Source organism: Streptomyces pactum (genome assembly GCF_002005225.1).
GTDB classification, from domain to species: domain Bacteria; phylum Actinomycetota; class Actinomycetes; order Streptomycetales; family Streptomycetaceae; genus Streptomyces; species Streptomyces pactum_A.
Genome location: NZ_CP019724.1, coordinates 944,405 through 969,093, shown reverse-complemented (window position 1 = coordinate 969,093; position 24,689 = coordinate 944,405). Strand labels below are relative to the sequence as shown.

17 protein-coding genes and 2 pseudogenes are annotated in these 24,689 nt (G+C 69.0%); 15 read left to right on the top strand and 4 right to left on the bottom strand.

Translation table 11 applies throughout. The annotated features are described in order from the left end of the window. Positions 1–325 precede the first annotated feature (325 nt). From B1H29_RS04320 to B1H29_RS04290, 9 genes and pseudogenes are all read left to right on the top strand, one after another. Positions 326–2,026, top strand: a complete 1,701-nt coding sequence (locus B1H29_RS04320; RefSeq protein ID WP_055421024.1) for a carbohydrate-binding module family 20 domain-containing protein — start codon at positions 326–328, stop codon at positions 2,024–2,026. A gap of 187 nt (positions 2,027–2,213) precedes the next feature. Further along, on the top strand, positions 2,214–5,315 hold the full coding sequence (locus B1H29_RS04315; RefSeq protein ID WP_055421025.1) for an alpha-amylase family glycosyl hydrolase: 3,102 nt from the start codon (positions 2,214–2,216) through the stop codon (positions 5,313–5,315). 104 nt (positions 5,316–5,419) lie between these two features. Further along, positions 5,420–10,723 (top strand): pullulanase-type alpha-1,6-glucosidase, encoded by a 5,304-nt coding sequence (gene pulA / locus B1H29_RS04310; RefSeq protein WP_055421026.1) that lies wholly within the window; start codon positions 5,420–5,422, stop codon positions 10,721–10,723. Between the two features lie 434 nt (positions 10,724–11,157). Next, positions 11,158–11,475, top strand: coding sequence for an alpha-amylase (locus B1H29_RS37925; RefSeq protein ID WP_159027764.1), 318 nt, complete (start codon positions 11,158–11,160; stop codon positions 11,473–11,475). A gap of 1,086 nt (positions 11,476–12,561) precedes the next feature. Then, positions 12,562–12,870: a hypothetical protein gene (locus tag B1H29_RS39095; RefSeq protein ID WP_244209020.1), complete on the top strand. Its 309-nt coding sequence runs from the start codon at positions 12,562–12,564 to the stop codon at positions 12,868–12,870. Positions 12,871–12,906: 36 nt separating this feature from the next. After that, entirely contained in the window at positions 12,907–13,179 is a 273-nt protein-coding gene (locus tag B1H29_RS39090; protein WP_234393161.1) for a tyrosine-type recombinase/integrase, read from the top strand. Between the two features lie 54 nt (positions 13,180–13,233). Beyond that, positions 13,234–13,398: pseudogene (locus B1H29_RS04295) on the top strand (pirin family protein); the annotation flags it as partial. A gap of 309 nt (positions 13,399–13,707) precedes the next feature. Continuing rightward, positions 13,708–13,947, top strand: a complete 240-nt coding sequence (locus B1H29_RS40140) for a hypothetical protein (protein WP_409350932.1) — start codon at positions 13,708–13,710, stop codon at positions 13,945–13,947. Between the two features lie 86 nt (positions 13,948–14,033). Beyond that, the gene (locus tag B1H29_RS04290) at positions 14,034–16,184 is read left to right on the top strand and encodes an MMPL family transporter (RefSeq protein ID WP_055421029.1); all 2,151 of its coding nucleotides are present in this window, start codon (positions 14,034–14,036) and stop codon (positions 16,182–16,184) included. A 206-nt stretch (positions 16,185–16,390) separates the two neighbouring features. On the opposite strand, the gene B1H29_RS04285 is transcribed toward B1H29_RS04290, so the two are convergent. Together B1H29_RS04285 and B1H29_RS04280 are read right to left on the bottom strand one after the other, a co-directional pair. Continuing rightward, the gene (locus B1H29_RS04285; protein ID WP_055421030.1) at positions 16,391–17,842 is read right to left on the bottom strand and encodes a HAMP domain-containing sensor histidine kinase; all 1,452 of its coding nucleotides are present in this window, start codon (positions 17,840–17,842) and stop codon (positions 16,391–16,393) included. Then, positions 17,839–18,531 (bottom strand): response regulator transcription factor, encoded by a 693-nt coding sequence (locus tag B1H29_RS04280; protein ID WP_055421031.1) that lies wholly within the window; start codon positions 18,529–18,531, stop codon positions 17,839–17,841. The genes B1H29_RS04285 and B1H29_RS04280 overlap by 4 nt, the downstream gene beginning before the upstream one ends. A gap of 374 nt (positions 18,532–18,905) precedes the next feature. Between B1H29_RS04280 and B1H29_RS04275 the strand changes: the two genes are divergently transcribed. Beyond that, positions 18,906–19,697 carry an IS5 family transposase gene (locus B1H29_RS04275; protein ID WP_055421592.1) on the top strand — a complete coding sequence of 264 codons (792 nt, stop codon included), beginning with the start codon at positions 18,906–18,908 and terminating at the stop codon, positions 19,695–19,697. Here B1H29_RS04275 and B1H29_RS04270 read toward each other — a convergent pair. Then, positions 19,654–20,187, bottom strand: coding sequence for a hypothetical protein (locus tag B1H29_RS04270; protein ID WP_055421032.1), 534 nt, complete (start codon positions 20,185–20,187; stop codon positions 19,654–19,656). The two genes, B1H29_RS04275 and B1H29_RS04270, sit on opposite strands and share 44 nt — an antisense overlap. Before the next feature lie 199 nt (positions 20,188–20,386). Between B1H29_RS04270 and B1H29_RS04265 the strand changes: the two are divergent. Next, positions 20,387–21,013, top strand: a pseudogene (locus B1H29_RS04265) (ISAs1 family transposase); the annotation flags it as partial. Here B1H29_RS04265 and B1H29_RS04260 read toward each other — a convergent pair. Next, positions 20,967–21,437, bottom strand: a complete 471-nt coding sequence (locus B1H29_RS04260; protein ID WP_055421034.1) for an ester cyclase — start codon at positions 21,435–21,437, stop codon at positions 20,967–20,969. The pseudogene B1H29_RS04265 and the gene B1H29_RS04260 sit on opposite strands and share 47 nt — an antisense overlap. A gap of 244 nt (positions 21,438–21,681) precedes the next feature. On the opposite strand from B1H29_RS04260, the gene B1H29_RS04255 reads away from it, so the two are divergent. The 4 genes from B1H29_RS04255 (at position 21,682) to B1H29_RS04240 (ending at position 24,640) form a co-directional block, all read left to right on the top strand. Beyond that, complete coding sequence (locus B1H29_RS04255) at positions 21,682–22,290, top strand: TetR/AcrR family transcriptional regulator (protein ID WP_055421035.1); 609 nt, start codon at positions 21,682–21,684, stop codon at positions 22,288–22,290. An 828-nt stretch (positions 22,291–23,118) separates the two neighbouring features. Next, entirely contained in the window at positions 23,119–23,538 is a 420-nt protein-coding gene (gene panD / locus B1H29_RS04250) for an aspartate 1-decarboxylase (RefSeq protein WP_055421036.1), read from the top strand. A 33-nt stretch (positions 23,539–23,571) separates the two neighbouring features. Continuing rightward, positions 23,572–23,916: a GNAT family N-acetyltransferase gene (locus B1H29_RS04245; protein WP_055421037.1), complete on the top strand. Its 345-nt coding sequence runs from the start codon at positions 23,572–23,574 to the stop codon at positions 23,914–23,916. Between the two features lie 85 nt (positions 23,917–24,001). Then, positions 24,002–24,640, top strand: coding sequence for an aspartate/glutamate racemase family protein (locus B1H29_RS04240; RefSeq protein WP_055421038.1), 639 nt, complete (start codon positions 24,002–24,004; stop codon positions 24,638–24,640). Positions 24,641–24,689 lie beyond the last annotated feature (49 nt).

Here is a 24,689-nt window from a genome sequence, read left to right as displayed (position 1 = left end):
GTCCGGCGGGCCGGGCGCGTGGGCTCCGACAGCTGTCGAGGCCTCCGGTCCGCCGGACCGGGCGGTGATTGAACGTAACACCGCTGAAACGCTTGCGAAAGACTTTGCAGAGCATCAATTTTGCCTCGTGCCGGTGATGTTGAGGTTCCCGGAGGGAGAAGCAAGAGTCCCGTCGTGAAGGGTTGACCGATGATGAGGGGGCTCGTACGGTCTCGATCGCAACAACTTGCTGACGTGTTTCAGCAAGTCCCCCCACAGGCCTGCCGGGCAAGGCGCGTTGCTGCGTGAAGGCCTCTCATCCGCATCAGGTGGATCAGGAGGAACTATGGCCAACAAAACCGTGGCCACTGCACTCGCCTTCGTGGCGGGAGCCGCTGTGGTCGTCACGGCACCCGGGACCGCGCAGGCGGACCCGCCCGGCGACAAGGACGTCACCGCGGTGATGTTCGAGTGGAACTTCAACTCCGTCGCGAAGGCCTGTACCGACGACCTCGGGCCGGCCGGGTACGGGTACGTGCAGGTGTCGCCGCCGAACGAGCGGGTCCAGGGCCCGCAGTGGTGGACCGCGTACCAGCCCGTCAGCTACAGGATCGGCACGAAGCTGGGCGACCGCACCGCCTTCAAGAACATGATCGGCACCTGCCACGCCGCCGGCGTCAAGGTCGTCGTCGACACGGTCATCAACCACATGGCCAACAGCGCCGGCACCGGAACCGCAGGTTCCTCCTACAGCAAGTACAACTATCCCGGCCTGTACTCGCCGTCCGACCTGGACGACTGCACGAGGGACATCGACAACTACGGGGAGAGCTGGAACGTCCACCACTGCGAACTGTCCGGCCTGCCCGACCTGGACACCGGCGAGGAGCACGTCCGCAAGACGATCGCCGGGTACCTGAACGACCTGCTGTCCCTCGGGGTGGACGGCTTCCGCGTCGACGCGGCCAAGCACATCCCACCGGGTGACCTCGCCAACATCAAGGGCAGGCTCAGCAACCCGGGTGTCTACTGGAAGCAGGAGACCATCGGGGCGCCCGGCGAGGCCGTGCAGCCCGGCCAGTACACCGGCACCGGTGACGTCCAGGAGTTCTCCTTCGCCAAGGACCTGAAGCGCATCTTCTCCGGCGAGAAGCTGGCGTACCTGAAGAACTTCGGGGAGGCCTGGGGCCACCTCCCCAGCGGCCAGGCCGCCACCTTCGTGACCAACCATGACACCGAGCGCCACAACACGACGCTGACCTACAAGGACGGGGCCAACTACACTCTCGCCCACGTCTTCATGCTGGCCTGGCCGTACGGCTCACCGGACGTGCACTCCGGCTACGAGTTCAGCAGTGACGCGGGCGGCCCCAACAACGGCCAGGTCAACGCCTGTCACACCGACGGGTGGAAGTGCCAGCACGCCTGGCGCGAGATCGCGAGCATGGTCGAGTTCCGCAACACCGCCGGGAGCGCAGGCGTCACCAACTGGTGGGACAACGGCAACAACGCCATCGCCTTCGGCCGCGGTGACAAGGCCTACGTCGCGATCAACCACGAGTCCGGCTCTCTCAACCGCACCTTCCAGACGTCGCTGCCCGCCGGCACCTACTGCGACGTCCAGAGCGGCAAGCCCGTCACCGTGAACGGCTCCGGGCAGTTCACCGCGACCCTCGGCGGCAACACGGCGCTCGCCCTGCACACGGGAGCGACCAGCTGCTCCGACACCGGCCCGGACCCCGACCCCGAGGCCAAGGCCGGGGCCTCGTTCAGCGTCGACGCCACCACCGCCTGGGGCGAGAACGTCTACGTCACCGGCGACAACGCCGCGCTCGGCAGCTGGAACCCCGCCGCCGCGCTCAAGCTCGACCCGGCGAGCTACCCCGTGTGGAAGCTCGACGTCGCCCTCCCGGCCGGCACCTCCTTCGCGTACAAGTACCTCCGCAAGGACGCCTCCGGCAAGGTCACCTGGGAGAGCGGCGCCAACCGCACCGCCACCGTCCCGTCCAGCGGCAAGACGCTCCTGAGCGACTCCTGGCGCAGCTGAACCAGGCGAGCGCTCCGTCTCGCCGACCGAAGGACCGCCCGGTCCGCCTCCCTCGAGGCGACCGGGTGGCCCGCCTTGTCCGCGCCGGCCCCCGCCGCCGCGCACCGGGCCGCCCGTCCCGTTCGACCGGTGAGGAGAAGAAGGCCCCGTGACCGGTTTACCGTCCCGGCGCAGAACCGTCCGATTGTTGGCCGTCGCACTGATCCTGTCCGTACTGCCGGCCCTTCCGTCCACCACCCCGTCCGCGGACGCCGCGACCCCGCGACCGCCGTCCGATCACGCGCTCGCCCGCGCCCCGTCGCGCCCCGCCCCGTCGCGCGAGCAGTTCTACCTGGTGCTGCCCGACCGCTTCGCCAACGGGACCGCCTCCAACGACGAGGGCGGCCTGACCGGCGGCCGCTCGCGGACCGGCCATGACCCGACCGACAAGCACTTCTACCAGGGCGGTGACCTGAGGGGCCTGATCGAGAAGCTCGACTACATCAAGGGTCTGGGCACCACCGCCCTCTGGATGGCCCCGGTCTTCAAGAACCGGACCGTGCAGACCATGAGCGGCACCGAGATGGCCAGCTACCACGGCTACTCCATCACCGACTTCACCCGGGTCGACCCGCACTTCGGCACCAACGCCGAACTGGCGGAACTCGTCGACAAGGCCCACGCCAAGGGCATGAAGGTCTTCTTCGACGTCATCACCAACCACACCGCCGACACCGTCGACTACGCGGAGAAGACGTACGGCTACCGCTCCAAGGGAGCGTTCCCCTACCTGGACGCCGAGGGCCGCCCCTTCGACGACAGCTCCGGCATGCGCGAGGTCGACGTGGACGGCTTCCCGTACACGCCGCGCCCCCGCCCCGGCGAACACGACACCAAGGTGCCGGCGTGGCTGAACGACCCCACGATGTACCACAACCGGGGTGACTCCACCTTCGCCGGCGAGAGCGCCCTGTACGGCGACTTCAAGGGCAACGACGACCTGTGGACCGAACGACCCGAGGTCGTCGAGGGCATGCGGCGGATCTACGAGACGTGGGTGCGGGACTTCGGCATCGACGGCTTCCGCGTCGACACGGCGAAGAACGTCAACATGGCCTTCTGGACCCAGTGGGCCACGGCGCTGGACGCCTACGCGGCCCGGCAGAAGAAGCGGGACTTCTTCATCTTCGCGGAGGCGTTCTCGGCCGACCCCGTCGTCATGGCGCCCTACCTGACCGAGGGCAGGCTCGACGCCACGCTCGACTTCCCGCTGCAGGCCGCGCTCCGCAACTACGCGTCGCGCGGGGGTCCCACGCGCGACCTCGCGCACGTCCTGGCCCAGGATCACCGCTACACCACGGACAAAGCCAACGCCTACGGCGAGGTGACCTTCCTCGGCAGTCACGACATGGGACGCATCGGCAGTTTCATCAGTCAGGACAACCCGGGCGCGGGCGATGCCGAGCTGCTGCGCCGGGACCGGTTCGCGCACGAGCTGATGTTCCTGTCCCGTGGCAATCCGGTGATCTACGCGGGTGACGAGCAGGGCTTCACCGGATCGGCGGACGATGTGTACGCCCGACAGACGCTGTTCGCGTCGAAGGTCCCGGAGTATCTGGACGACGACCAGATCGGCACGGAGCGTACGCATGCCTCGGACGCGTACGACCCGGCGCATCCGCTGTACAAGGCGATCGCTTCCCTTTCACAGTTGACGAAGCGTCATCCGGCGTTGCGTGACGGTGTGCAGGAGGAGCGGTACGCCGATGACGGTCCGGGTGTGTACGCGTTCTCGCGCACGGATGCGAAGCGGCAGGTGGAGTACGTCGTCGCGGTGAACAACGCGGCGGAGGCCCGGACGGTCGGGGTGCCGACGTACTCGGCGGGGATGGACTTCCGTGGGGTGTACGGGTCGTCGGCGCGGGTGCGCAGCGGCGCGGACCGGAAGGTGCGGGTGGAGGTGCCGCCGCTGTCCGCGGTGGTACTGAAGGCGGCCAGGCCGCTGGCCACCCCGGCCACCAGGCCGTCCGTGTCGGTGCGGGCTCCGGCGGCCGGTGCGACCGGTGACATGGAGGTCTCCGCCGAGGTGGACGGTGGCGGGCTGAACCGGGTGGTGTTCGCCGCCCAGGTCGGCGACGGCCCCTGGCGCACGCTGGGTTCGGCCGACCACGCCCCGTACAAGGTGACCCAGCACCTGCCGGACACGGTGCGTGCCGGGACGCCGCTGCGCTACAAGGCAGTCGTCGTCGACCGTGCGGGACGCACCGCGAGCGACACCGCCGCCACCACCGCCGGCCAACCCCCCGCCCCCGAGAAACCGACCGCGAAGCGACACCACGTGGTCGTCCACCACCGGCGCGCGAACGGCGACTACGACGGCCTGCTGCTGCGGACCGCCGACGGTACGACGGCCCGGTTCACCGGCCGCGATGCCTACGGAGCCTTCGCGTGGATCACCCCCGACTCCGGTACCGGTGCCATCCGGTTCACCATCGAGAAGGACGGAGTCCCCGACGGACCCGAGCGCGTCCTCGACGTCGCCGTGTCCGGCGAGGTGTGGACCGAGCAGAACAACACGACGGTCCTGAAGGCCAGGCCCAAGTCCGCCTACCCGCCCCAGGACGTCACCAAGGCCGTGCTGCACTACCACCGGCCCGACGGCGACTACGAGGGATGGGGCCTGCACACCTGGACGGGGTCCGCCGACCCGCCCGAGTGGAACGACCCCATCCTGCCGGTGCGCGAGGACCCCTTCGGGCTCGTCTTCGAGGTGCCGCTGAACGACGGAGCCGCCTCCCTCAGCTACATCCTGCACAAGGGGCAGGAGAAGGACATCCCCGACGACGAGGCCCTCGACTTCTCCCTCCACGGCCACGAGGTCTGGCGCGTGGCGGGCGACCCCACCTATCTGACGCCCTCTCCCGGTGGCGCCTTCGGCCTCGATCTGCGCGCGGCGGAGGCCACCTGGATCGGTGACGACACCGTCGTGTGGGCGGGTGAGGGCAGCGGCGTGGCCAGTCAGCAACTGGTGTACGCCACCGAGGGCGACCTCACGATCGAGAACGGCGCACTGACCGACGAGGGACAGTGGCTGCGGCTCGTACCGACCGAGCTGACCGAGACCCAGAGATCCCGCTACCCCCAGTACGCACAGGCCTCGGCGTTCCGCGTGGACCCGCGGGACCGCGACCGCGTCGGCCAGGCACTCCGCGCCCGGCTGATCGCCACCCAACGCGCCGACAACGGGGCCCTGCTGGGCGCCACCGGCGTGCGCATCGAAGACACCCGACCGGAAGGAACCGGCAAGTGATCGGATCGCTCCCAGACCGAAGAGGCCGAAGAAGACGAAGAGGCCGCCCCGGCGGCACGAACCACGGAACCGTGCCGGGTCCCACGGCCGGCCGCCCTACGACCATGGCCGCCGCGGTCGTCGTGGCCGCACTGCTCGCCACGGCGCTGGGCACACCCCAGCAGGCAGCCGCGGCACCGCGGCCTCCCGGTCCGCCGTCCGACGCCCGGCTCGCCGCCGAGCCGGCCCGACACGACCTGACCCGGGAACAGGCGTACTTCCTGCTGCCCGACCGGTTCGCCAACGGCTCCCGGGCCAACGACCGCGGAGGGCTCGGCGGCGACCGGACCGCGACGGGATTCGACCCGACGGACAAGGGCTTCTACCAGGGGGGTGACCTGAGGGGCCTGATCAAGAAGCTCGACTACATCAAGGGCCTGGGCACCACCGCGATCTGGATGGCGCCGATCTTCAAGAACAAGCCGGTGCAGGGCGGTGGCGAGTCCGCCGGCTACCACGGCTACTGGATCACCGACTTCACCCAGGTCGACCCGCACTTCGGCACCAACGCCGAGCTCGCTGAACTCATCGACAAGGCCCACGCCAAGGGCATGAAGGTCTTCTTCGACGTCATCACCAACCACACCGCCGACACCGTCACGAACACCGAGAAGAAGTACGGCTACCGCCCCAAGGGTTCCCATCCCTACCTCGACACCCAAGGACGTCCGTTCAACGACAGCTCCGGTATGGGCAAGGTCGACCGGGACAGCTTCCCCTATACGCCCGTGGTGAACGAGGACGAGGCCGACGCCAAAGTCCCGGCGTGGCTGAACGACCCCACGATGTACCACAACCGTGGCGACTCGACGTTCGTCGGCGAGAGCGGCCTCTACGGCGACCACACCGGTCTCGACGACCTGTGGACCGAGCGGCCCGAGGTCGTCAAGGGCCTGGAGAAGATCTACCAGAGGTGGGTCAGGGACTTCGACGTGGACGGCTTCCGCGTCGACACGGTCCGCAACGTCGACATGCCGTTCTGGACGCAGTGGGCGACCGCGATCGACGCTTACGCCGCGAAGAGGGGACGCGAGGACTTCTTCGTCTTCGGCGAGACACTCTCCTCGGACCCGGCCGTCACGGCGCCCTACGTGACCGAGGGCCGGCTCGACGCCACGCTCGACTTCCCGCTGCAGAACGCCATCCGCGGCTACGCCTCCCAGGACAAGCCTGCGAGCACCCTCTCCGGCGTCCTGGCCCAGGACCACCGCTACACCAGCGACAAGGCCAACGCCTACGAGCAGGTCACCTTCCTCGGCAACCACGACATGGGACGCATCGGCAGTTTCATCAGTCAGGACAACCCGGGCGCGGGCGATGCCGAGCTGCTGCGCCGGGACCGGTTCGCGCACGAGCTGATGTTCCTGTCACGGGGCAATCCGGTGATCTACGCGGGCGACGAGCAGGGCTTCACCGGACCGGGCGGGGACAAGGGTGCCCGGCAGACGCTGTTCGCGTCGAAGGTCCCGGACTACCTGGAGGACGACCAGATCGGCACGGAGCGCACGCATGCCTCGGACGCGTACGACCCAACACATCCGCTGTACAGGGCGATCGCTTCCCTGTCCAAGCTGACAAAACGTCATCCTGCGTTGCGCGACGGTGTGCAGGAGGAGCGGTACGCGGACGACAGCCCGGGTGTGTACGCGTTCTCGCGCACCGATGCGAGGCAGCGGGTGGAGTACGTCGTCGCGGTGAACAACGCGGCGGAGGCCCGGACGGTCGGGGTGCCGACGTACTCGGCGGGGATGGACTTCCGTGGGGTGTACGGGTCGTCGGCGCGGGTGCGCAGCGGCGCGGACCGGAAGGTGCGGGTGGAGGTGCCGCCGCTGTCCGCGGTGGTACTGAAGGCGGCCAGGCCGCTGGCCACCCCGGCCACCAGGCCGTCCGTGTCGGTGCGGGCTCCGGCGGCCGGTGCGACCGGTGACGTGGAGGTCTCCGCCGAGGTGGACGGTGGCGGGCTGAACCGGGTGGTGTTCGCCGCCCAGGTCGGCGACGGGCCCTGGCGCACGCTGGGTTCGGCCGACCACGCCCCGTACAAGGTGACCCAGCACCTGCCGGACACGGTGCGTGCCGGGACGCCGCTGCGCTACAAGGCAGTCGTCGTCGACCGTGCGGGACGCACCACGAGCGACACCGCCGCCACCACCGCCGGCCAACCCCCCGCCCCCGAGAAACCGACCGCGGTGGACCGTCCCTACGCCGTGGTGCACTACCGGCGGACGGACGGCGACTACGACGGCTGGCAGCTCAAGTCGTCCGCGGGAACCGCGGACTTCACCGGCCGCGACGCCTACGGAGCCTTCGCCTGGGTGAAGCTGGCCGACGGTGCCGGCGACGTGACCTACACCGTCGAGAAGGACGGCGACGCGGACGGTCCGCGGCGCACACTCGAGGCGGCGAAGACGGGTGAGGTCTGGATCGAGCAGGGCGAGGACGGACAGGCGGTGACCGCGCCCGAGGGCGCCTACCCGCCGCAGGACGAGAAGAAGGCCGTCCTGCACTACCACCGCGCCGACGGCGACTACGACGGCTGGGGCCTGCACACCTGGACCGGTGCGGCGAACCCGACGGACTGGTCGAAGCCGCTGCAGCCGGTCGGCAGGGACAGCTTCGGCGTGACCTTCGAGATACCCCTCGCCGACGGCGCCACGTCCCTCAGCTACATCATCCACAAGGGTGACGAGAAGGACATCGCCAGCGATCGGTCTCTGGACTTCGCCACCTACGGCAAGGACGTCTGGCTGATCGGCGGAACCGCCGACTACCTGCTGCCGACCGTGGGCTCGGCCCCCGACCTCGACCTGGGCGCCTCGAAGGCCCAGTGGATCGACGCGGACACGGTGGTGTGGAACGTCAAGGCCACCGACGCCACCAGCCAGCAGCTCGTGTACGCTCCCAAGGGCGACATCACCGTCAAGGACGGCGCCCTCTCCCACGAGGGGCACTGGCTGCGTCTGGTGCCGACAACCCTCAGCGACGCCCAGAAGGCGAAGTTCCGGCACCTGAAGGACGGCACCGCCTGGTCTGTCGACCCGCGTGACCGGGACCGGGTGCGGGAGGCGCTGCGCGGCCAGCTCATCGCCACGCAGCGGGCCGCCAACGGCGCGCTGCTCGCGGCGACGGGTGTCCAGATCCCCGGCGTGCTGGACGATCTCTACGGCGCGGCGCGCAAGGCCCGCCTCGGGCCCGTCTTCGACCACCGGGGCAGGCCCACCCTGTCCGTCTGGGCCCCGACCGCCAAGAGCGTGTCCCTCGAGCTGGACGGCCGGCGCGTACCCATGCGCCGGGACGGCGGCACGGGTGTCTGGTCGGTGACCGGATCCCGCGCCTGGAAGGGCAAGCCGTACCGGTACGCCGTCACGGTGTGGGCCCCGACGGTCCGCAGGACCGTCACCAACAAGGTCACCGACCCGTACTCCGTGGCACTGACGGCCGACTCCGCACACAGTCTCGTCGTCGATCTGAAGGACAGGTCCCTGGCGCCCGCAGGATGGTCCGGGCTGGACAAACCCCCGGCCGTTCCGCTCAAGGACGCGCAGATCCAGGAACTGCACGTACGTGACCACTCCGTGGAGGACTCGACCGTCCCGGCGGCCGAGCGGGGCACGTACACCGCCTTCACCGAGAAGAACTCGGCGGGCAGCAGGCACCTCCGTGCTCTGGCCGAGGCCGGCACCTCGTACGTGCACCTGCTCCCGGTCTTCGACTTCTCGACCGTTCCGGAGGAGGCCGCCGACCGGGCCGTTCCCGGATGCGACCTGGCCTCCTATCCGGCCGACTCCGCCGAGCAGCAGGAGTGCGTGGCGAAGGCCGCCGCCGAGGACGCCTACAACTGGGGTTACGACCCCTATCACTTCACCGTCCCCGAGGGCTCCTACTCCAGTGACCCGGACGGGACGCGGCGCACGGTCGAGTTCCGCAGGTTGGTCAAGGTGCTCAACGAGGACGGCCTGCGGGTCGTGATGGACGTGGTCTACAACCACACCGTCGCGAGCGGCCAGGCCGACGCCTCGGTCCTCGACAAGGTGGTGCCCGGCTACTACCACAGGCTGCTCGCCGACGGCTCGGTCGCCACCTCGACCTGCTGCGCCAACACGGCTCCCGAGAACGCCATGATGGGCAAGCTGGTCGTCGACTCGGTCGTCACCTGGGCCAAGGAGTACAAGGTCGACGGGTTCCGCTTCGACCTCATGGGCCACCACCCGAAGGCCAACATCCTCGCCGTGCGCAAGGCCCTCGACGAGCTGACCCTCACGAAGGACGGCGTCGACGGCAAGAAGATCATCCTGTACGGCGAGGGCTGGAACTTCGGCGAGGTGGCCGACGACGCCCGCTTCGAGCAGGCCACGCAGAAGAACATGGCCGGCACCGGCATCGCCACCTTCTCCGACCGGTCCCGCGACGCCGTGCGCGGCGGCTCGCCCTTCGACGCCGACCCCGGCGTGCAGGGCTTCGCCTCCGGCCTCTACACCGCCCCCAACCCCGCCGCGGACAACGGCACCCCGGCCGAGCAGAAGGCCCGCCTGCTGCGCTACCAGGACCTGATCAAGGTGGGGCTGACGGGCAATCTCCGGCAGTACCGTTTCATCGACTCCGGCGGCAAGGAGGTCAAGGGCTCCCAGGTCGACTACAACGGCGCTCCCGCCGGATACGCCGACGCCCCGGGCGACGCCCTCGCCTACGCCGACGCGCACGACAACGAGACCCTGTTCGACGCGCTCGCGTACAAGCTCCCGGCGGACACGTCCGCCGACGACCGAGCCCGCATGCAGATCCTGTCGATGGCCACGGCCACCCTCTCGCAGGGCCCGGCGCTCTCCCAGGCGGGCACCGACCTGCTGCGTTCGAAATCCCTGGACCGCAACTCCTTCGAGAGTGGTGACTGGTACAACGCGATCCACTGGAACTGCGCGGACGGCAACGGCTTCGGCCGCGGGCTGCCGTCGGCCGCCGACAACGAGGCCAAGTGGCCCTACGCCAAGCCCCTGCTCGGTGCGGTGAAGGTCGGCTGCCCGCAGATCCAGGGCGCCTCGGCCGCCTACCGGGACCTGCTGAGGATCCGTACCACGGAGAGTGCCTTCTCTCTGGACACGGCCGCCCAGGTGCAGTCGGCGCTCTCCTTCCCGCTCTCGGGCAAGGACGAGACACCCGGCGTGATCACCATGAGACTGGGGGACCTGGTCATCGTCTTCAACGCCACGCCCGACCGGCAGTCCCAGCGGCTGTCGGAACCGGGCGGAGGCACCTACCGGCTGCATCCGGTGCAGGCCGCCGGTGCTGACCGCGTGGTCAGGACGGCCACCTACACGAAGAGCACCAGCACCTTCGAGGTGCCGGGCCGCACCGTGGCGGTCTTCACGCGCTGACAGGAAACGGCCCACGAAGTGCCCGTACCGGCAGCCCGGTACGGGCACTTCCGTATGTGGGGACCGGCACCCGGAACGGGGGAGGGACGACAGCTTTCGGTCTTGTCGCAGCTGCCTCACTGAGCGCAGCCATGTGTTCGTTTGTCGACGGCAACACCGCCTGGTGGCAGGAGTAAGACATGCTGCTTCATCCGGCAGTAACCCTGCTGGCTTCGCGGGTTCATCCGTCCGGCTGTGTCCTGTCATCCTGCGGTGTGATGTCGACCCGAGCCGCTGAGCTGCGTGTTTATAAGGAGCCGCGTCTTCTGGGTTCATTGAAACCGGCGCCGCAAGTTGCTGGAACTTGCCGCAATATTTTCATGCCCCTCCCGGACCCTCGTACTCTGAGGATGTCCGTTCAGAAAGTGAAGGGGAGCACTCTAATGAAGCGGTTTGTGCGTTCGACTTTCGTGACGTGCGCGACGGCTCTGGCCCTGGCGACGCCCGCCACGGTAGCCCACGCCGAGTCCCAGGAGAGTGCGGGGGGCCAGACCCCCGCACCCGCGTGCCTGACGTACAGCCCGGGATGGCGCTACACGTTCGTGAGCAACGACTGCTCGACCGCCCACAGGGTGAAGGTCCTGTACGGCGACGGAATGGACGTCCCCTGTCAGGAGGTGGCCCCGCGGAACTGGTTCACCTTTCCGGGCTACGGAACCGAGGGGAACACGATCAAGGGCATGGTCCTGTGCGACCACGCCGACGGTGCCTGACCGCGCGGTCGCACGGCGGAACGGGCGTGCGCTCCCGGCCTGTCGGGAGCGCACGCTTCTTGCACTTGCTGCAGCGGCCCCGATCGCTGGGCGCGCTTCGCCGTGTGCGGACGGCAGTGAGTTCGCGACAGGGAGGGGACCCGCCACTTACACCGGAGCGAACCTCGCTCGCCCCCCCCGGGCCGGCCCCTGTGGGGCACGCCAGCCAGGCGTTGCCGACCCAGGCCACTGAGCTGCAGTTCTTGGCGGCAGGAGTCGTTGTGAGCGTTACTTGACGGCTCGTCAGGCAAGTCGGCATCCAATCAGCGTTGGACCGGGGCAGTCTTCGGTACGTGCGCCCGGTTGACGGCTCCGCGGCAGCTTGCCTTGCGCGGATCGTGCAGGTGAGAGGCCTGCGGGCCGCGGCGCACGATGTTCTGGAAAGCCTTCGAGCCGAAGACCTGCCGGTGTACAGTGAAGGACGCCCCTGACCTGCAGAAAGCTGGCGGGGAGCCGTCTTAGAGGAGTCCACAGTGCTGCGTACTCTGTTCAAGTCCAAGATCTAGCATCTGGACGTTTGTGCAGGTCAGAGGCGTAGTGGGGTCGCGCAGGTCAGCAAATGGTCAGCATTGGGTGCGGGGTGTCCTGGCTTGCTGGCCTGGTTACCGCCGCGTGCCCGCACCCATACACGATCCGTTTCCGCAACGGTCTGGGGAAGCAGGTCGAGGAGGGCGGGTTCGACACGCAGGACGATGCGATCGAGCGCCTCACGTAAATACATGCGGAGAAGAAGCGTACGGCGCCGTCCGTCGCGGAAGCGCGCAGGGAGCTGGGGCAGAAGACGGTAGCGGAATACGCGAAGCAGTGGCTGCCCCGGCAGCGCCGGATGACCGCATACTCCACGGGCGAGCATGTCAGCAGCTCCATCAACGTCCATGTCGCTCCGCGCTTGGTTTCACGGAAGCTGATATCCGTGACTCCCATCGCCCATCGTGGTGGAGCGTTTCCTGGACGAGTTGGAAAGCCGACGGCGTCGGCCGGGGGAATCAGGTCAACATCCTGCGCACCCGCAAAGCGATTCTGCGGGATGCCTACGACAAGGGGGTCGTGGCGGATGATCCGGTCAAGGGGGTGCAGGAGCCGGAGTACGTTCGCCAGAGGGTGGTCGTTCCCGACCTGGCCTATCTGAAGCAGGCTCTGGCTGTCGCGGGTGACGACCTTTCTCTGGAGACCGTGTTGATGGCGGGGTGCGGACCGCGTAACGGCGAAGCTCGGGCCATGAACGTCAACAATGTGGTGGCGGACGACGTGTACCGGGTGCACGAGCAGATCCACTCCAACACGTACCGGCCGGCGAAGCTGAAGCATCGCAAGGTGCGGGAGTTCCGTGAGGCGCCACTGCCCCGCTCGGTATGAGAGACGATCGAACACCGTAGGGAGAAGCACGGCACGATGAAGGAAGGATATTTACTGCGGGGGCCGAGCGGGTACTACACGGTGCCGATGGAACGCCGGGGCGTCCGCACGCTCTTCGAGAAGCTGCCCGTCGTGGACGGGATGGGGAGGTACGGCTTCCGGCACTACTTCGCCTCCAACGCGCTAAGCAGAGGCATCCCGATCACCGACGTGACCGAGTGGATGGGACACAAGTCGATCGAGGAGACGTACCGCACCTACCGGCACCTTAATGTCCGGCAGCATCACCAAGGCCGCGCGCACCCTTGACGCCGGTCTCTGGGAAGTGGCGTAACAGCCACTGGCGCAATGGGCCCCATCCGGTTGTTCTGGAACTGGATCGGACGGTCGCAGGAGGAGATCGTACAGGCGCGGCGGGACTGGATAGAGGGCTCCCGGTTCGGGGAGGTGAAGGACTACGACGGTGCTCCGCTGCCCGCACCGGTACTGCCGACGGTGCCGTTGAAGCCGCGAGGAAGGGTGCGCTGACCTGTGGAAACGCTTCTGTAGTGATGGCCGCAGGGGCGGGAGGTGGTCGGGCTGTTCTCCTTGTCTTCCGCCTGCTTGCCGGCAAGCGTCCCAACAGATGGCCAGCTCGGACGGCGCAGTTGGCGGTTCTACGGTGTGGCTGTCCGTGGGCGGCTGTGGCAGGACTCTTGCTGACCTGATGCTGGCTTTGCTGACACCTTGTCAGGTTGGGCCGCGAGGTTCATTTTCCAGGGGAAGTGCATGTGTAGGCGTTCGCAGGATCGGTGGTGTCCGGACCGATGCTGACCCGGCTGGTGGTCCAGTCGGAAGGTGCGTAGGGATGCCGCCGCTCACCCTGCCGCCTTACTGGCTCTAACAGAAGCTGCTGATGAGACTGTCGGCCTCTCTGCTCGTAGGTCCGGGTATGGAAAACGGACGGACCGGGTGGACTACGACGCATTGCTCATTCGGCCCGGCGGTTGTGTCGTCTGGGCCTTGTCCACCGGGCAGGGTCGCCACGCCAGCACACGGGCGCGTGCGCTGGGCACATGGTTCTGCCAACCGGCCTGAACAGCGCATTAACGGTCGTCTCAGGTTCGCTCAGTAGGAAGTGCGCATCCAGATAAGCGATGCAACTCGCGTGTAGGAGGCTTGTGATGGCAGTCGACACTGCGCCGTCCGGGAAAGCGCCGGCCGGTCGGTTGGCAGGCCGGTGGGTGCCATGGTTGGTGATCGGCCTGTGGCTGGTGCTGGCTGCGGGCATGGTGCCGCTGAGCGGGAAGTTGAGTTCGGTCACCACCGACAGCGCCGTGGACACCCTGCCGGCCGGTGCCGAGTCCACCAAGGTGGCGGCGCTGGACGACAGGCTCCCCGGTGGTGAGGACAGCACGTTCGTCTTCGTGTACCACCGGGCAGAGGGCATGACCGCCGCCGACCGCGCGGCGGTCGAGCGTCACTACGACGCCCTTGCCAAGCGGTATCCGCCGAAGACGACGGAGACGGGCGACGCGGACGACGAGGGCTCACCGACGAGCCTTTCCACCGACCGCAAGGCGATGACGTTCACCCTCGATGTGAGCACGGCCTACGGCCCACCGGAGGAGCTCGTCGGCCCGTTGCGTGACGCCACGAAGGACCGCCCCTCCGGGCTGGAACTCGAGGTGACGGGACCGGGCGCGATCGACGGTGACATGGATGCCGTCTTCGACGGTATAGACGAGCAGGTCCTCCTCACCACCATCGCCGTCGTCACGCTCCTGCTGATCCTCACCTATCGCAGCCCGGTGTTGTGGATCATCCCGCTGGTGGCCGTCGGGGCGGCCGCACTGACCTCGATGGGGACCGTCTACCTGCTTGTCAAGGGCTTCGGCATCGTGGTCAACGACCAGAACTCGGCGCTGCTGACGATCCTGGTGTTCGGCGTGGGAACGGACTACGCGCTGTTGCTCATCGCCCGATATCGGGAGGCACTGCACCACCATGAGAGCGTCCCGGTCGCGATGGTCCACGCGCTGCGCGGCGCGGCGCCGGCCATCGTCGCGTCCGCGGCCACCGTGGTCTCCGGCCTGCTGTGCCTGCTCGTCGCGGACCTGAACAGCACCAGTGGGCTGGGCCCGATCGGTGCGGCCGGCATCCTGTGCGCGCTGGTAGCCATGCTGACGCTGTTCCCGGCGGTGCTCGTGGTGCTCGGCAGGCGGATCTTCTGGCCGGCCATCCCGCGGTTCAGCACGGCCGTGGAGGAGAAGCCGGGGCTGTGGGGACGGCTCGGCGCTGCCATCGACCGCCGCCGGTGGGTGGCGACGCTCGGCTCGTTCGGAGTCCTCGGCGTGCTTGCCCTGGGGCTGGCGGGCAATACCGGCGCCCTGCGGGAGCAGGACCAGTTCCTGTCCACGCCGGAGTCGGTCACCGGCTTCACCGTTCTGCGCGAGCACTTCCCGGAGCTCGGTGGCCAGCCGCTGACGGTCTTCACGCGTCCGGCGCAGCAGGAGAAGGTGCTCGACGTCGTCGAGGACACCCGAGGCGTGGCCGTGGCCGTCCCGGAGGAGACCGTCGGTGGCTGGGCCAGCATCTCCGTGTTCCCGAAGGACGCGCCGGACACCGCCGCGGAGTACGACACGATCAAGCGGGTGCGCACCGCCGTGCACACGGTGAGCGGGGCGGAGGCGATCGTCGGCGGGCCGAGCGCGGAGAACCTCGACACCGAGGTGACCACCGGGCGTGACGAGAAGCTGGTGATCCCGCTGGTGCTCGTCGTCGTCCTGATCATCCTCGGGCTGCTGCTGCGCGCGGTCCTGGCCCCGCTGGTCCTGATGGCCACGGTGGTCGTCTCATTCGCCGCGGCCTTCGGCGGCAGCGTGTTCCTCTTCGACACGATCCTCGGGTTCAAGGGTGTCGACTATTCGGTGCCGCTGCTGGCGTTCCTGTTCCTGGTGGCGCTCGGCGTCGACTACAACATCTTCCTGGCCAGCAGGGCCCGCGAGGAGACCATGCGCCTCGGTACCAGAGGGGGCATGCTCAAAGCCCTCTCGGCCACCGGTGGCGTCATCACCTCGGCAGGCCTGGTCCTGGCTGCCACGTTCGGGGTCCTCGTCACACTTCCGCTGGTGATGCTGGTCGAGGTCGGCTTCCTGGTGGCCTTCGGCGTGCTGCTCGACGCCCTGCTGGTGCGGTCGGTCCTGGTGCCCGCCCTTACCTTGCTGATCGGCCGGCGGATGTGGTGGCCGAGCCGGTTGTTCCGTCCAGCGGCGGAGCTGCCGGACGGTCGACAGCCGCTCGCCGGCAAGGCGGAGTCCGCGCTGCAACGGTGAGCGCGGCGGCACGGACGAGATCCGGGACGGGGCTCCAGGTCCTGTCCCGGATCTTTTCGTGGGCCCGAAGGTCACCGCCCTGCGGTCCCGCGCCACACGCCGGGGCCGGGCTCGGCGCATCGCGTCACCCTGCCTGGACGGTGAACCACCGGGGGGCGTGGCCGAGGGCCGCCGTCCCTTGTCCCGCGCCGCGCCGCCGGGGCGGGTCAGGACGCCGCGGTGCCCTCCCCTGTGGTGAGCCGCGCGATCGGGGCGGGCGGGGCCGCGGCCGGAAGGTCGACCCGAAGCAGCGCACCACCGCGTGCGGAGCGGGCGACGGTGGCCCGGCCGGCGTGCGCGTCGACGACCCGCCGCACGATCGACAGTCCCAGACCGGATCCCGGCAGCCCCCGGGCGGTGTCGGCACGGTAGAACCGGTCGAACACCCGCGGTATGTCGGCGGCGTCGATGCCCGGCCCGGCGTCGTCGACCTCGAGCACCACCGACTCCTCCTCGGCACGCAGCCGGACCTGGACCGGCTGGTCGGCGGGGGACCACTTACCGGCGTTGTCGATGAGGTTGAGCACCGCTCGCTCGAGCGCAGCGGGACGCCCGCTCACCCACACAGAGGTCACGTCGAGCACCACCTCGATGTCGGGCATGCGGGATTCCGCCCGGGTCGCGGCGGCCACCACCACATCGGCGAGATCGAGCACCTCGGTGCTCTCGTCGCTGACGTCACCGCGCGCCAGGTCGGTCAGCTCGGCGACCAGGGTGCTCAATTCGGACACCTGGGCGCCGAGATCGTTCAGCAGCCGGGTACGGCTCTCCGCCGGCAGTGCGCTGTCCAGGGTGCCGCGCCGATCGAGCCGGATCAGCAGCTCGACGTTGAGGCGCAGGCTGGTGAGCGGGGTCTTGAGCTCGTGGGCGGCGTCCTCGGCGAGCAGCCGCTGGGCCTGCCGGGAGTCCCGGAGCGCGGCGAGCATGTCGTTGATCGACCGGATCAGCCGCCGGATCTCCCCACCGCCCTCGTCCGGGATGTCGGCGTCGAGCTCCCGGGTGTGCGCGACACGTACCGCGGCGGCGGTCAGCCGGTCGATCGGTGCCAGCCCGGTCCGCGCCACGGTCCGCCCGACAAGGGCGCCGCCGGCCACGCAGAGCAGCCCGATCAGCAGCATGCCGAACCCGAACTGGTTGATCGGGCCGTCGTCGACGACGCGGGCCACCTGGACCGCGCCATCGCCCGCCCGCAGTGTGTAGATGGCGTAGCCTTCTTCGTCGCTGCCGTCCGACTCCAACAGGTCGGCCGACGCGCCCCGCGCCACGCGCCCGGCGTTCTCGCTGACCGGAGGCAGCGCGGGTTGGCCGGCCGGCGTCCGGATCGAGCCGTCGGGCAGGATGACCCGCACCAGTTGGCCGGATCCGGGATACGGCGGCAGCTCGACCTGCGCCAGATCGGCGCGCTCCGCGTGCGTCGCCAGGACGCGGGCATCGGCGCGCAGCTGTTCCTCGACGGTGTCCCGCAGATGCCAGGCCAACAGCTCGCTGGCCACCTGGAAGGCCACGAAGACACTCACCGCGATGGCAGTCGCCGCGATCACCGTCAGCCTGGCCCGCAGGGACCGCCGACGCCACCATCGGATCAGCCGGCGCGGCCCCCGGCCGGCGGTCCTGCTCACGGAGGGGTCTCCCGCAACGTGTATCCCAGGCCACGCACTGTGTAGATCAATCGCGGTTCACCCTCCGACTCCATCTTGCGGCGCAGATAGCTCACGTAAACCTGAAGGTTGTTGGCCGTGGAGCTCATACCGAAGCCCCAGATCGCCTCGAACAGTGCGTCGCGGGTCAAGACCCGGGTCGCGTTGGACAAGAGGACCTCCAGGAGGGAGAACTCGGTCCGGGTCAGGTGCAGTGGCCGCCCGCCCCGCCACGCCTCGAACCTGTCGGGGTCGAGCCGGACGTCGGCGAACGACAGGATGTGCGACTCCTCGTCGGCCGGTGCGCGCCGGCGCAGCAGGGCCCGCACTCGGGCCAGCAACTCCTCGGTGGCGAACGGCTTGGGCAGGTAGTCGTCGGCGCCCGCGTCCAGCCCCGTGACCCGGTCGGAGACCTGGTCACGGGCGGTCAGCATCAGCACCGGCAGATCCCGGCCCGCGGCCCGCAGTCGCCGGCAGGTCTCCAACCCGCCGAGGCGGGGCATCATCACGTCGAGGAGCAGCAGATCCAGCGTGTCACCGCCGGCCCCAACGACCTCGTCGAGCACGGCGAAACCGTTGGCGACGGTGCTGGTGTCGTAACCCTCGACCTGGAGCACCCGCTCCAGCGAGTCACGGATGGCCGCGTCGTCATCCGCGATCATGATCCGCACGCCGGCCCGCCCCCTTCCAGTCGATGTTTTTGCCGCTCATTGTCAGCGATCAACCTGAGACCAGGATTAGAGCGTCGCTGGGCAGGGACCGCTCTTACGGATGCCTTAGTGGCTGTTGTTGTTCCGATCTTGAGAGATGCGCGTCGAACGGGAGTCTCGATTGAGTGGTCGCGGAGGGCTGGACGCATATGGACAGGGCCTCCTGAACAGCTCGTTGGTGTCGAATCACCGAGCAGCAGGAGGCCCTGGTGCAGCAGTCTTCCGTGCCGATGGCCGGGCAGTCCAGCTCGGTCACCTGGGAGTGTGACTGCCTGGCTCACCGGTTCGGAAACGCCGCCGACAATGGGACGCGGCGGCCGCGTTACCCGACGGACATGACGGACGCGGAGTGGGCGGCTGTCCGGCCGCTGCTGCCGGTGCCGGGCTGGCTGCGCGGCCGGGGCGGGCAGCCCGAGGCGTACTGCCACCGGGCGATACTCGATGCGATCCGCTACCTGGTCGACAACGGCATCAAGTGGCGGGCGATGCCGGCCGACTTCCCGCCGTGGGACCGCGTTTACGCCTTCTTCCGCCGGTGGCGCGACCACGGCCTGATCAAGGAGTTCCACGACCGGCTACGCGGTCAGGTCCGCGAAAGGCTGGGGCGGGACACGGAGCCGACGGCTGGGGTGATCGACTCGCAGTCGGTCAAGGCGGACGCCGTCGTCGGCTCCGACAGCCGCGGCTTTGACGGCGGCAAGCTGATCAACGGGCGCAAGCGGCACGTCGTGGTCGACACCCTCGGCCTGTTGCTCGCGGTGATGGTCACCGCCGCGGACACCGGCGACCGCGCAGCCGCCCAGGTCTTGCTGCGACAAGTCGCTGACGCGCACCACCTGCTGGCCCTGGTCTGGGCTGACGGCGGCTACACCGGCAGCCTCGTCGAGTACTGCCTGGCCACGTTCGCCCTGGTCCTGGCGATCGTCAAACGCAGCGACGACCAGAAGGGGTTCGTGGTGCTGCCCAAGCGGTGGATCGCCGAGCGGTTCTTCGCCCACCTGATGCGCACCCGCCGCCTGGCACGCGACTACGAGCGCCGCACTACCAGCGCCGAAGCGATGACCTACTGGTCGATGATCCTGCTCATGACTCGCCGCCTGGCTCGGCCACGCCCGCCGCAAGCGTGAAGCGGCCCGGCTGCTGCTCGGCCAGCCAGCCGCGAGCCACCAGTCGTTTCGCCTTCGACCGCAGCGTCTCCACCCGCGCCGGCACCACCTCCATACCGAACGCGGCGGCCATCTCCTGGCAGGTCAGTGGCCCTTGACCGAGCCGGGACCGGTCCGCGAGCACTGTGAGGAGGCGCTGGTAGTCCACCGACAGCACCGACCAGGCCAGCCCCTCACGCCACACGGGCACCTGCGACTTCGGCTTCGCCGCATCCCGGGGCGCCGACTGCGCGTCCGTATCCCGCAGGTCCGGGGTGGTCGTGTCGGCGGTGTTTCCGCCGTCCGGAGCCAGCACCACATCGACCCGCCTGCGGGCGATAGCCCACTCCTGCCATTCCTGCTCGGCCGCGGCCAGCTCGGCCTGAATACGGTCGGCCTCCTCCCGCAGCCCGTCAACTCGACGGCGAGCGGCGAGCTCGTGCTGTTCCAGCAGTCCGACAACCGACGGCATCCATAACCTCCCAGGGAGCAACGACACGACAGGCCACAACTCCCAAGAAGTCACCGATCCTATGCCTGGCCTGCGAAAACACCGCCCTCAGGTTCGGTACGACAACAGCTACTTAAGACCGCGTCCTACGTGGTGAGGCATCGTTGAACTCAGTCATCTGGCCGCGGTGCCCTGATCGGGGGCCTGTCGAGGCGTCCGTCACCCATGGACGGCCCTGCTCACCGCTGGGGCCTGCGCCGTCCTGTCCGGCGCCGCATCGATCACAGCGATCGGCGAGTGGGTCGCCGATGCCCCGCAGCGTGTCCTGGCCCTGCTCGGTTTCCCGCCCGACCCGCTGACCGGCCTGATCCGCCCGCCCCACGCCACGACCATCCGCCTCGTCCTGGCCGCCGCGGACGGCGACGCCCTGGGCCAGGCCATCGGCCACTTCCTCCGGGAACGCCAGGCCCCGGCCCTCGGACGAAAGGTGATCGCCGTCGACGGCAAGACACTAGGCGGCTCTCGTACCACGAAACAGCCGGCCACCGCCTTGCTCGCCACGATGACCCGATGTGGCCAGGTCCTCGCCCAACGCCAGATCTACGGCAAGAGCAACGAGACGCCGGCCTTCGCCCCGCTCCTGGACGGCATCGACCTGACCGGCGCGGTCGCCACCGCGGATGCCCTGCACACCCAGCACCACCACGCTGCCTACCTGCACGAACGCGGGGCCCACTACCTTGCCGGTGGTGGCCGCCTCGGCGTAGCTTCTGTCGCCTGCTCGGTGCCGCGCGGTGGAACTACGCCCGTGTGGCGGCCGTCTTGGCGGCCTCGATCGCCGACGTGAAGTCGGGGGTGGCCCCGATCTGCGCGAGCAACACGTTCGCCGCGTTGTAGCAGTTGAACGTTTCGACCCTCCCCTCACGGAGGTACCAGAGGTCCGCCGTTGGCACGTCGATACGGTTCCCGGTGGGACGGATTTCGCCGACAGGAGTCGGGAACGCGCCGAGATGCGTCCCCTGGATCCGCAGCTCGACGGCGACGACGTCACCGAGCACATGCACCGCGAGCAGCTCACGGTGGATGTCGGGAAAGACACCGGCCAGCCCCGCCAGTCCCTGTGCGATCTCGTCCCCGCGGAGGGTCATCGCGTTCGGCAGGTCATTGAAGGTTCCGTCTTCGGTGAACAAGGCGCGAAAGCCGTGTCCGTCGAGGACGTTCCCTTCCGCCAGCCGGTATGCCTCGCGAACGACCTCTTCATTGCGTGTCACTTCTGCTCTCCTCGGTGCTTGGTGTCGCCGCGGGGGGTAAGCCCCTGCGGCGCACCCGATAGATGCTGAGATCCCGCCGGATCGTCGGATCCCTGGGACGGACGGGCCGGAACGGTGCCGCATCGGGGCACGTACGGCGCTTCTATTCGACGACCATTTTGATGATAGGCGTCATTGGAACTTCTGTTATGATGAAGGTCGTCATCGAAAAGGTCAAGTCGGGAACGACGGCGGAAGGACTGCAATGCCGCGGATCACCAAGGAGGACAAGGCCCGCAACCGGCAGAACATCCTCGAAGCGGCGGGCCGCATGTTCCGCTCGCAGGGCATCGACGCTGTAGGTATCGCCGAGCTGATGAAGGAAGCCGGACTCACCCACGGCGGCTTCTACAACCACTTCGCCTCCAAGAACGACCTGGTGGTCGAGGTGTGCAGGGCCTCCTTCGCCGCCTCACTCGAGAGCCTGGCAGGCATCATCGAGGATGGTCAGGACAAGGCAGGCCTCCCGCTGGAGCGCGTCGTGGCCGGGTATCTGTCCACCGCACACCGTGACGCCGCGGACGGCGGCTGCCCCTCCGCCTCCCTGGTCACCGACGCCAGACGGCAGAACGAAGCGGTGCAGAGCGTGTACGCCGAAGGCGTCGAGGGTTATCTGACCGGCTTCGCCACCGAGTTCCTGCGCGAAGCAGGGGAGAAGGGCCACGAACTCGACCCGGCCGAAGCCCGTCAGAAGGCCGTCCGCCTGCTCAGCGAAATGGTCGGCGCACTGATGATCGCCCGCGCCGTACGCCACGTCGAGCCCGGGCTCTCCGGCGAGATCCTGCAGGCCGGCCGCAGTCACGCCCTCGCCTGATGCGACCCGAGGCCGCTGCGGGACGCGGAGCCGAGGTGTTGGTGACAGACGGCCCGAACCGGTTGGTCGCAGAGATGGATGCGCTCCCTGCGAGGCTGATCAGCCTGTCCTCGTATGGTCGAGGGCTCAACTCCTCCGCGCCGCCCGTGCCGTGCTCGTCCGACTCGCTCACGTCCCGGGCACGCGGTGGACGTACGCCCCCGCACGGCACGAAGGCGTCGGATTCGTAGCGGCCCGGGGCAACGCACCGCGCAGTCGCCGGTTCTTTCCGGGCTGTTGGCCGGCGGCGTGGACGAGGTGATCGGCCACGGTGGTGATGACCTTGAGCGGGTAGCCCGTCCTTCGCAGATCAGGTGGTGTTTGCTGCCCGTCTTGTACCGATCGACCGGCGACGGACCCGTGTCGGCACGCCCTTTTCCGCGCGGATGTGTGAGCCGTCCACGCGGGCCCGCGACCAGTCGAGTTCGCCGACCGCGTTCAGTTCGGCCGGCAAAATCCGGTGTAGCCGGTCAAAGACGCCGACCTGCTGCCACCGTTCCGGGCCGCGCCAGCAAGGTCTGCCCGGCACTGAACTCCAGCTCCAGGGGAAGCAGTTGACAAGCCATGTCGCTACACAGGACTAGTCAGCATCTGGTCAGCATGAGTCCCCGCACGTTCCGGGGCGATCGTCCCAACAGGCGCCGGTGTGAAGGGAAAGCCCAGGTAGGAAGCCGTCCAGCCCGACCGGAGCGATGTTCCTCACAAACATCGAACGGGGGTGTCGGTGTAAAGTCGAGGACGCCCTTGACCTGCAGAAAGCAGGCAGGGAGCCGTCTCAGAGGAGTCCAAGTGCTGCGTACTCTGTTCAAGTCCAAGATCCACCGCGCCACCGTCACCCAGGCCGACCTGCACTACGTCGGCTCGGTGACCATCGACGCCGATCTGCTGGACGCCGCCGATCTGCTGCCCGGCGAGCTCGTGCACATCGTGGACATCACCAACGGCGCCCGGCTGGAAACGTACGTCATCGAGGGCGAGCGGGGGTCCGGAGTCGTCGGGATCAACGGGGCCGCCGCTCATCTCGTCCACCCCGGCGACCTGGTGATCATCATCAGCTACGCTCAGGTCACCGACGCCGAGGCGCGGGCGCTGAAGCCGCGGGTCGTGCACGTGGACGGCGACAACCGTATCGTCGCCCTGGGTGCCGACGCCTCCGAGCCGGTGCCGGGCTCGGACCAGGAACGCAGCCCGCAGGCCGTGTCGGCCTGACGTACCGAACCTGCGCGGACTAGGAGCGTGGCCGTGAGCGAGATCGAGATCCGTGACGACCGGGCGGCGGGCCGCCTCGAGGCGGTCGGCGCCGGCGAGGTCGTCGGCCGTATCGAGTACTTCGTCCTGGACGCTCCCGAGCGCGCCCTCGTCCCCGTGCACACGATCGTCGAACCGGCCCACGAGGGCCGGGGCATCGCGGGCTCGCTCGCGCGTGAGCTGTATGCCGTCGCGCGCAGCGAGGGCGTCGCCGTCGCCCCGCTGTGTCCCTACGTCGTGAAGTGGGCCGAGCGCCACCCGGACGAGGCACCCGCGGCCGATCCCGAGCTGCTGCGCGCGGCGAAGGAGTGGCTCGTGGCGCACCCCGAAGGATTTTGAACCGGAGAACTCCGGAGCCTCCGGGGGAACGCGGGACTCCGAGAGGCACGCGGTCATCAGGAACTACTACGACGAGGGGCCCCGCGTGCTGGCGCTGCTGCACACTTCGCCCGTTCACGTCCCGGTCTTCGACGCCCTGCGTGACGAGGCGCACCCGGGGCTGGAGCTGCGGCATCACGTCGCCGCCGAGCTGCTGGACCGGGCGCGGCGCGAGGGGCCGGAGACGGTGACGGACGCCGTGCGGGCCGTGCTGCGACAGGCCGTCGCCGAGGGCGCGCGGGCCGTTCTGTGCACCTGCTCGACCATCGGCGCCGTCGCCGAGGCGGCTGCCGGCCGGGTTGGGGTACCGGTGTTGCGGGTCGACCGGCCGATGGCCGCCGCAGCGGTGGCCGCGGGTCCGCGCGTCGTCGTCCTCGCCGCCCTCGAGAGCACGCTCGCGCCGACCGCGGCACTGATCGGGGAGGAGGCCCGGATCGCCGGCCGTCCCGTTCAGGTGCGGACTCTCCTCGTCGACGGCGCCTGGCCGCGGTTCGAGGGCGGGGACACCGAGGGCTATCTGCGCCTGGTGGCGGAGGCGGCCGACGCCGTCCGTGACGCCGATTCGATCGTCCTGGCCCAGGCGTCCATGGCACCGGCCCGGGAACTGACGAAGGCCTCCGTCCCGGTGCTGGCCAGCCCCGCGCCGGGACTGGCCGCCGGGGCCGCCGCAGCGTGCCCGGGGTAGTGTTCGCCGCTGCCTGCCGCTGCCTGCCGCTGCCTGCCGCTGCCTGCCG

Bases quoted from the DNA above. Each gene is read 5' to 3' on its own strand.
- B1H29_RS04320 (WP_055421024.1), top strand. From the start codon at position 326: ATGGCCAACAAAACCGTGGCCACTGCACTCGCCTTCGTGGCGGGAGCC.
- pulA (WP_055421026.1), top strand. From the start codon at position 5,420: ATGGCCGCCGCGGTCGTCGTGGCCGCACTGCTCGCCACGGCGCTGGGC.
- B1H29_RS39090 (WP_234393161.1), top strand. From the start codon at position 12,907: ATGAAGGAAGGATATTTACTGCGGGGGCCGAGCGGGTACTACACGGTG.
- B1H29_RS04290 (WP_055421029.1), top strand. From the start codon at position 14,034: ATGGCAGTCGACACTGCGCCGTCCGGGAAAGCGCCGGCCGGTCGGTTG.
- B1H29_RS04275 (WP_055421592.1), top strand. From the start codon at position 18,906: ATGACGGACGCGGAGTGGGCGGCTGTCCGGCCGCTGCTGCCGGTGCCG.
- B1H29_RS04270 (WP_055421032.1), bottom strand. From the start codon at position 20,187: ATGCCGTCGGTTGTCGGACTGCTGGAACAGCACGAGCTCGCCGCTCGC.
- B1H29_RS04255 (WP_055421035.1), top strand. From the start codon at position 21,682: ATGCCGCGGATCACCAAGGAGGACAAGGCCCGCAACCGGCAGAACATC.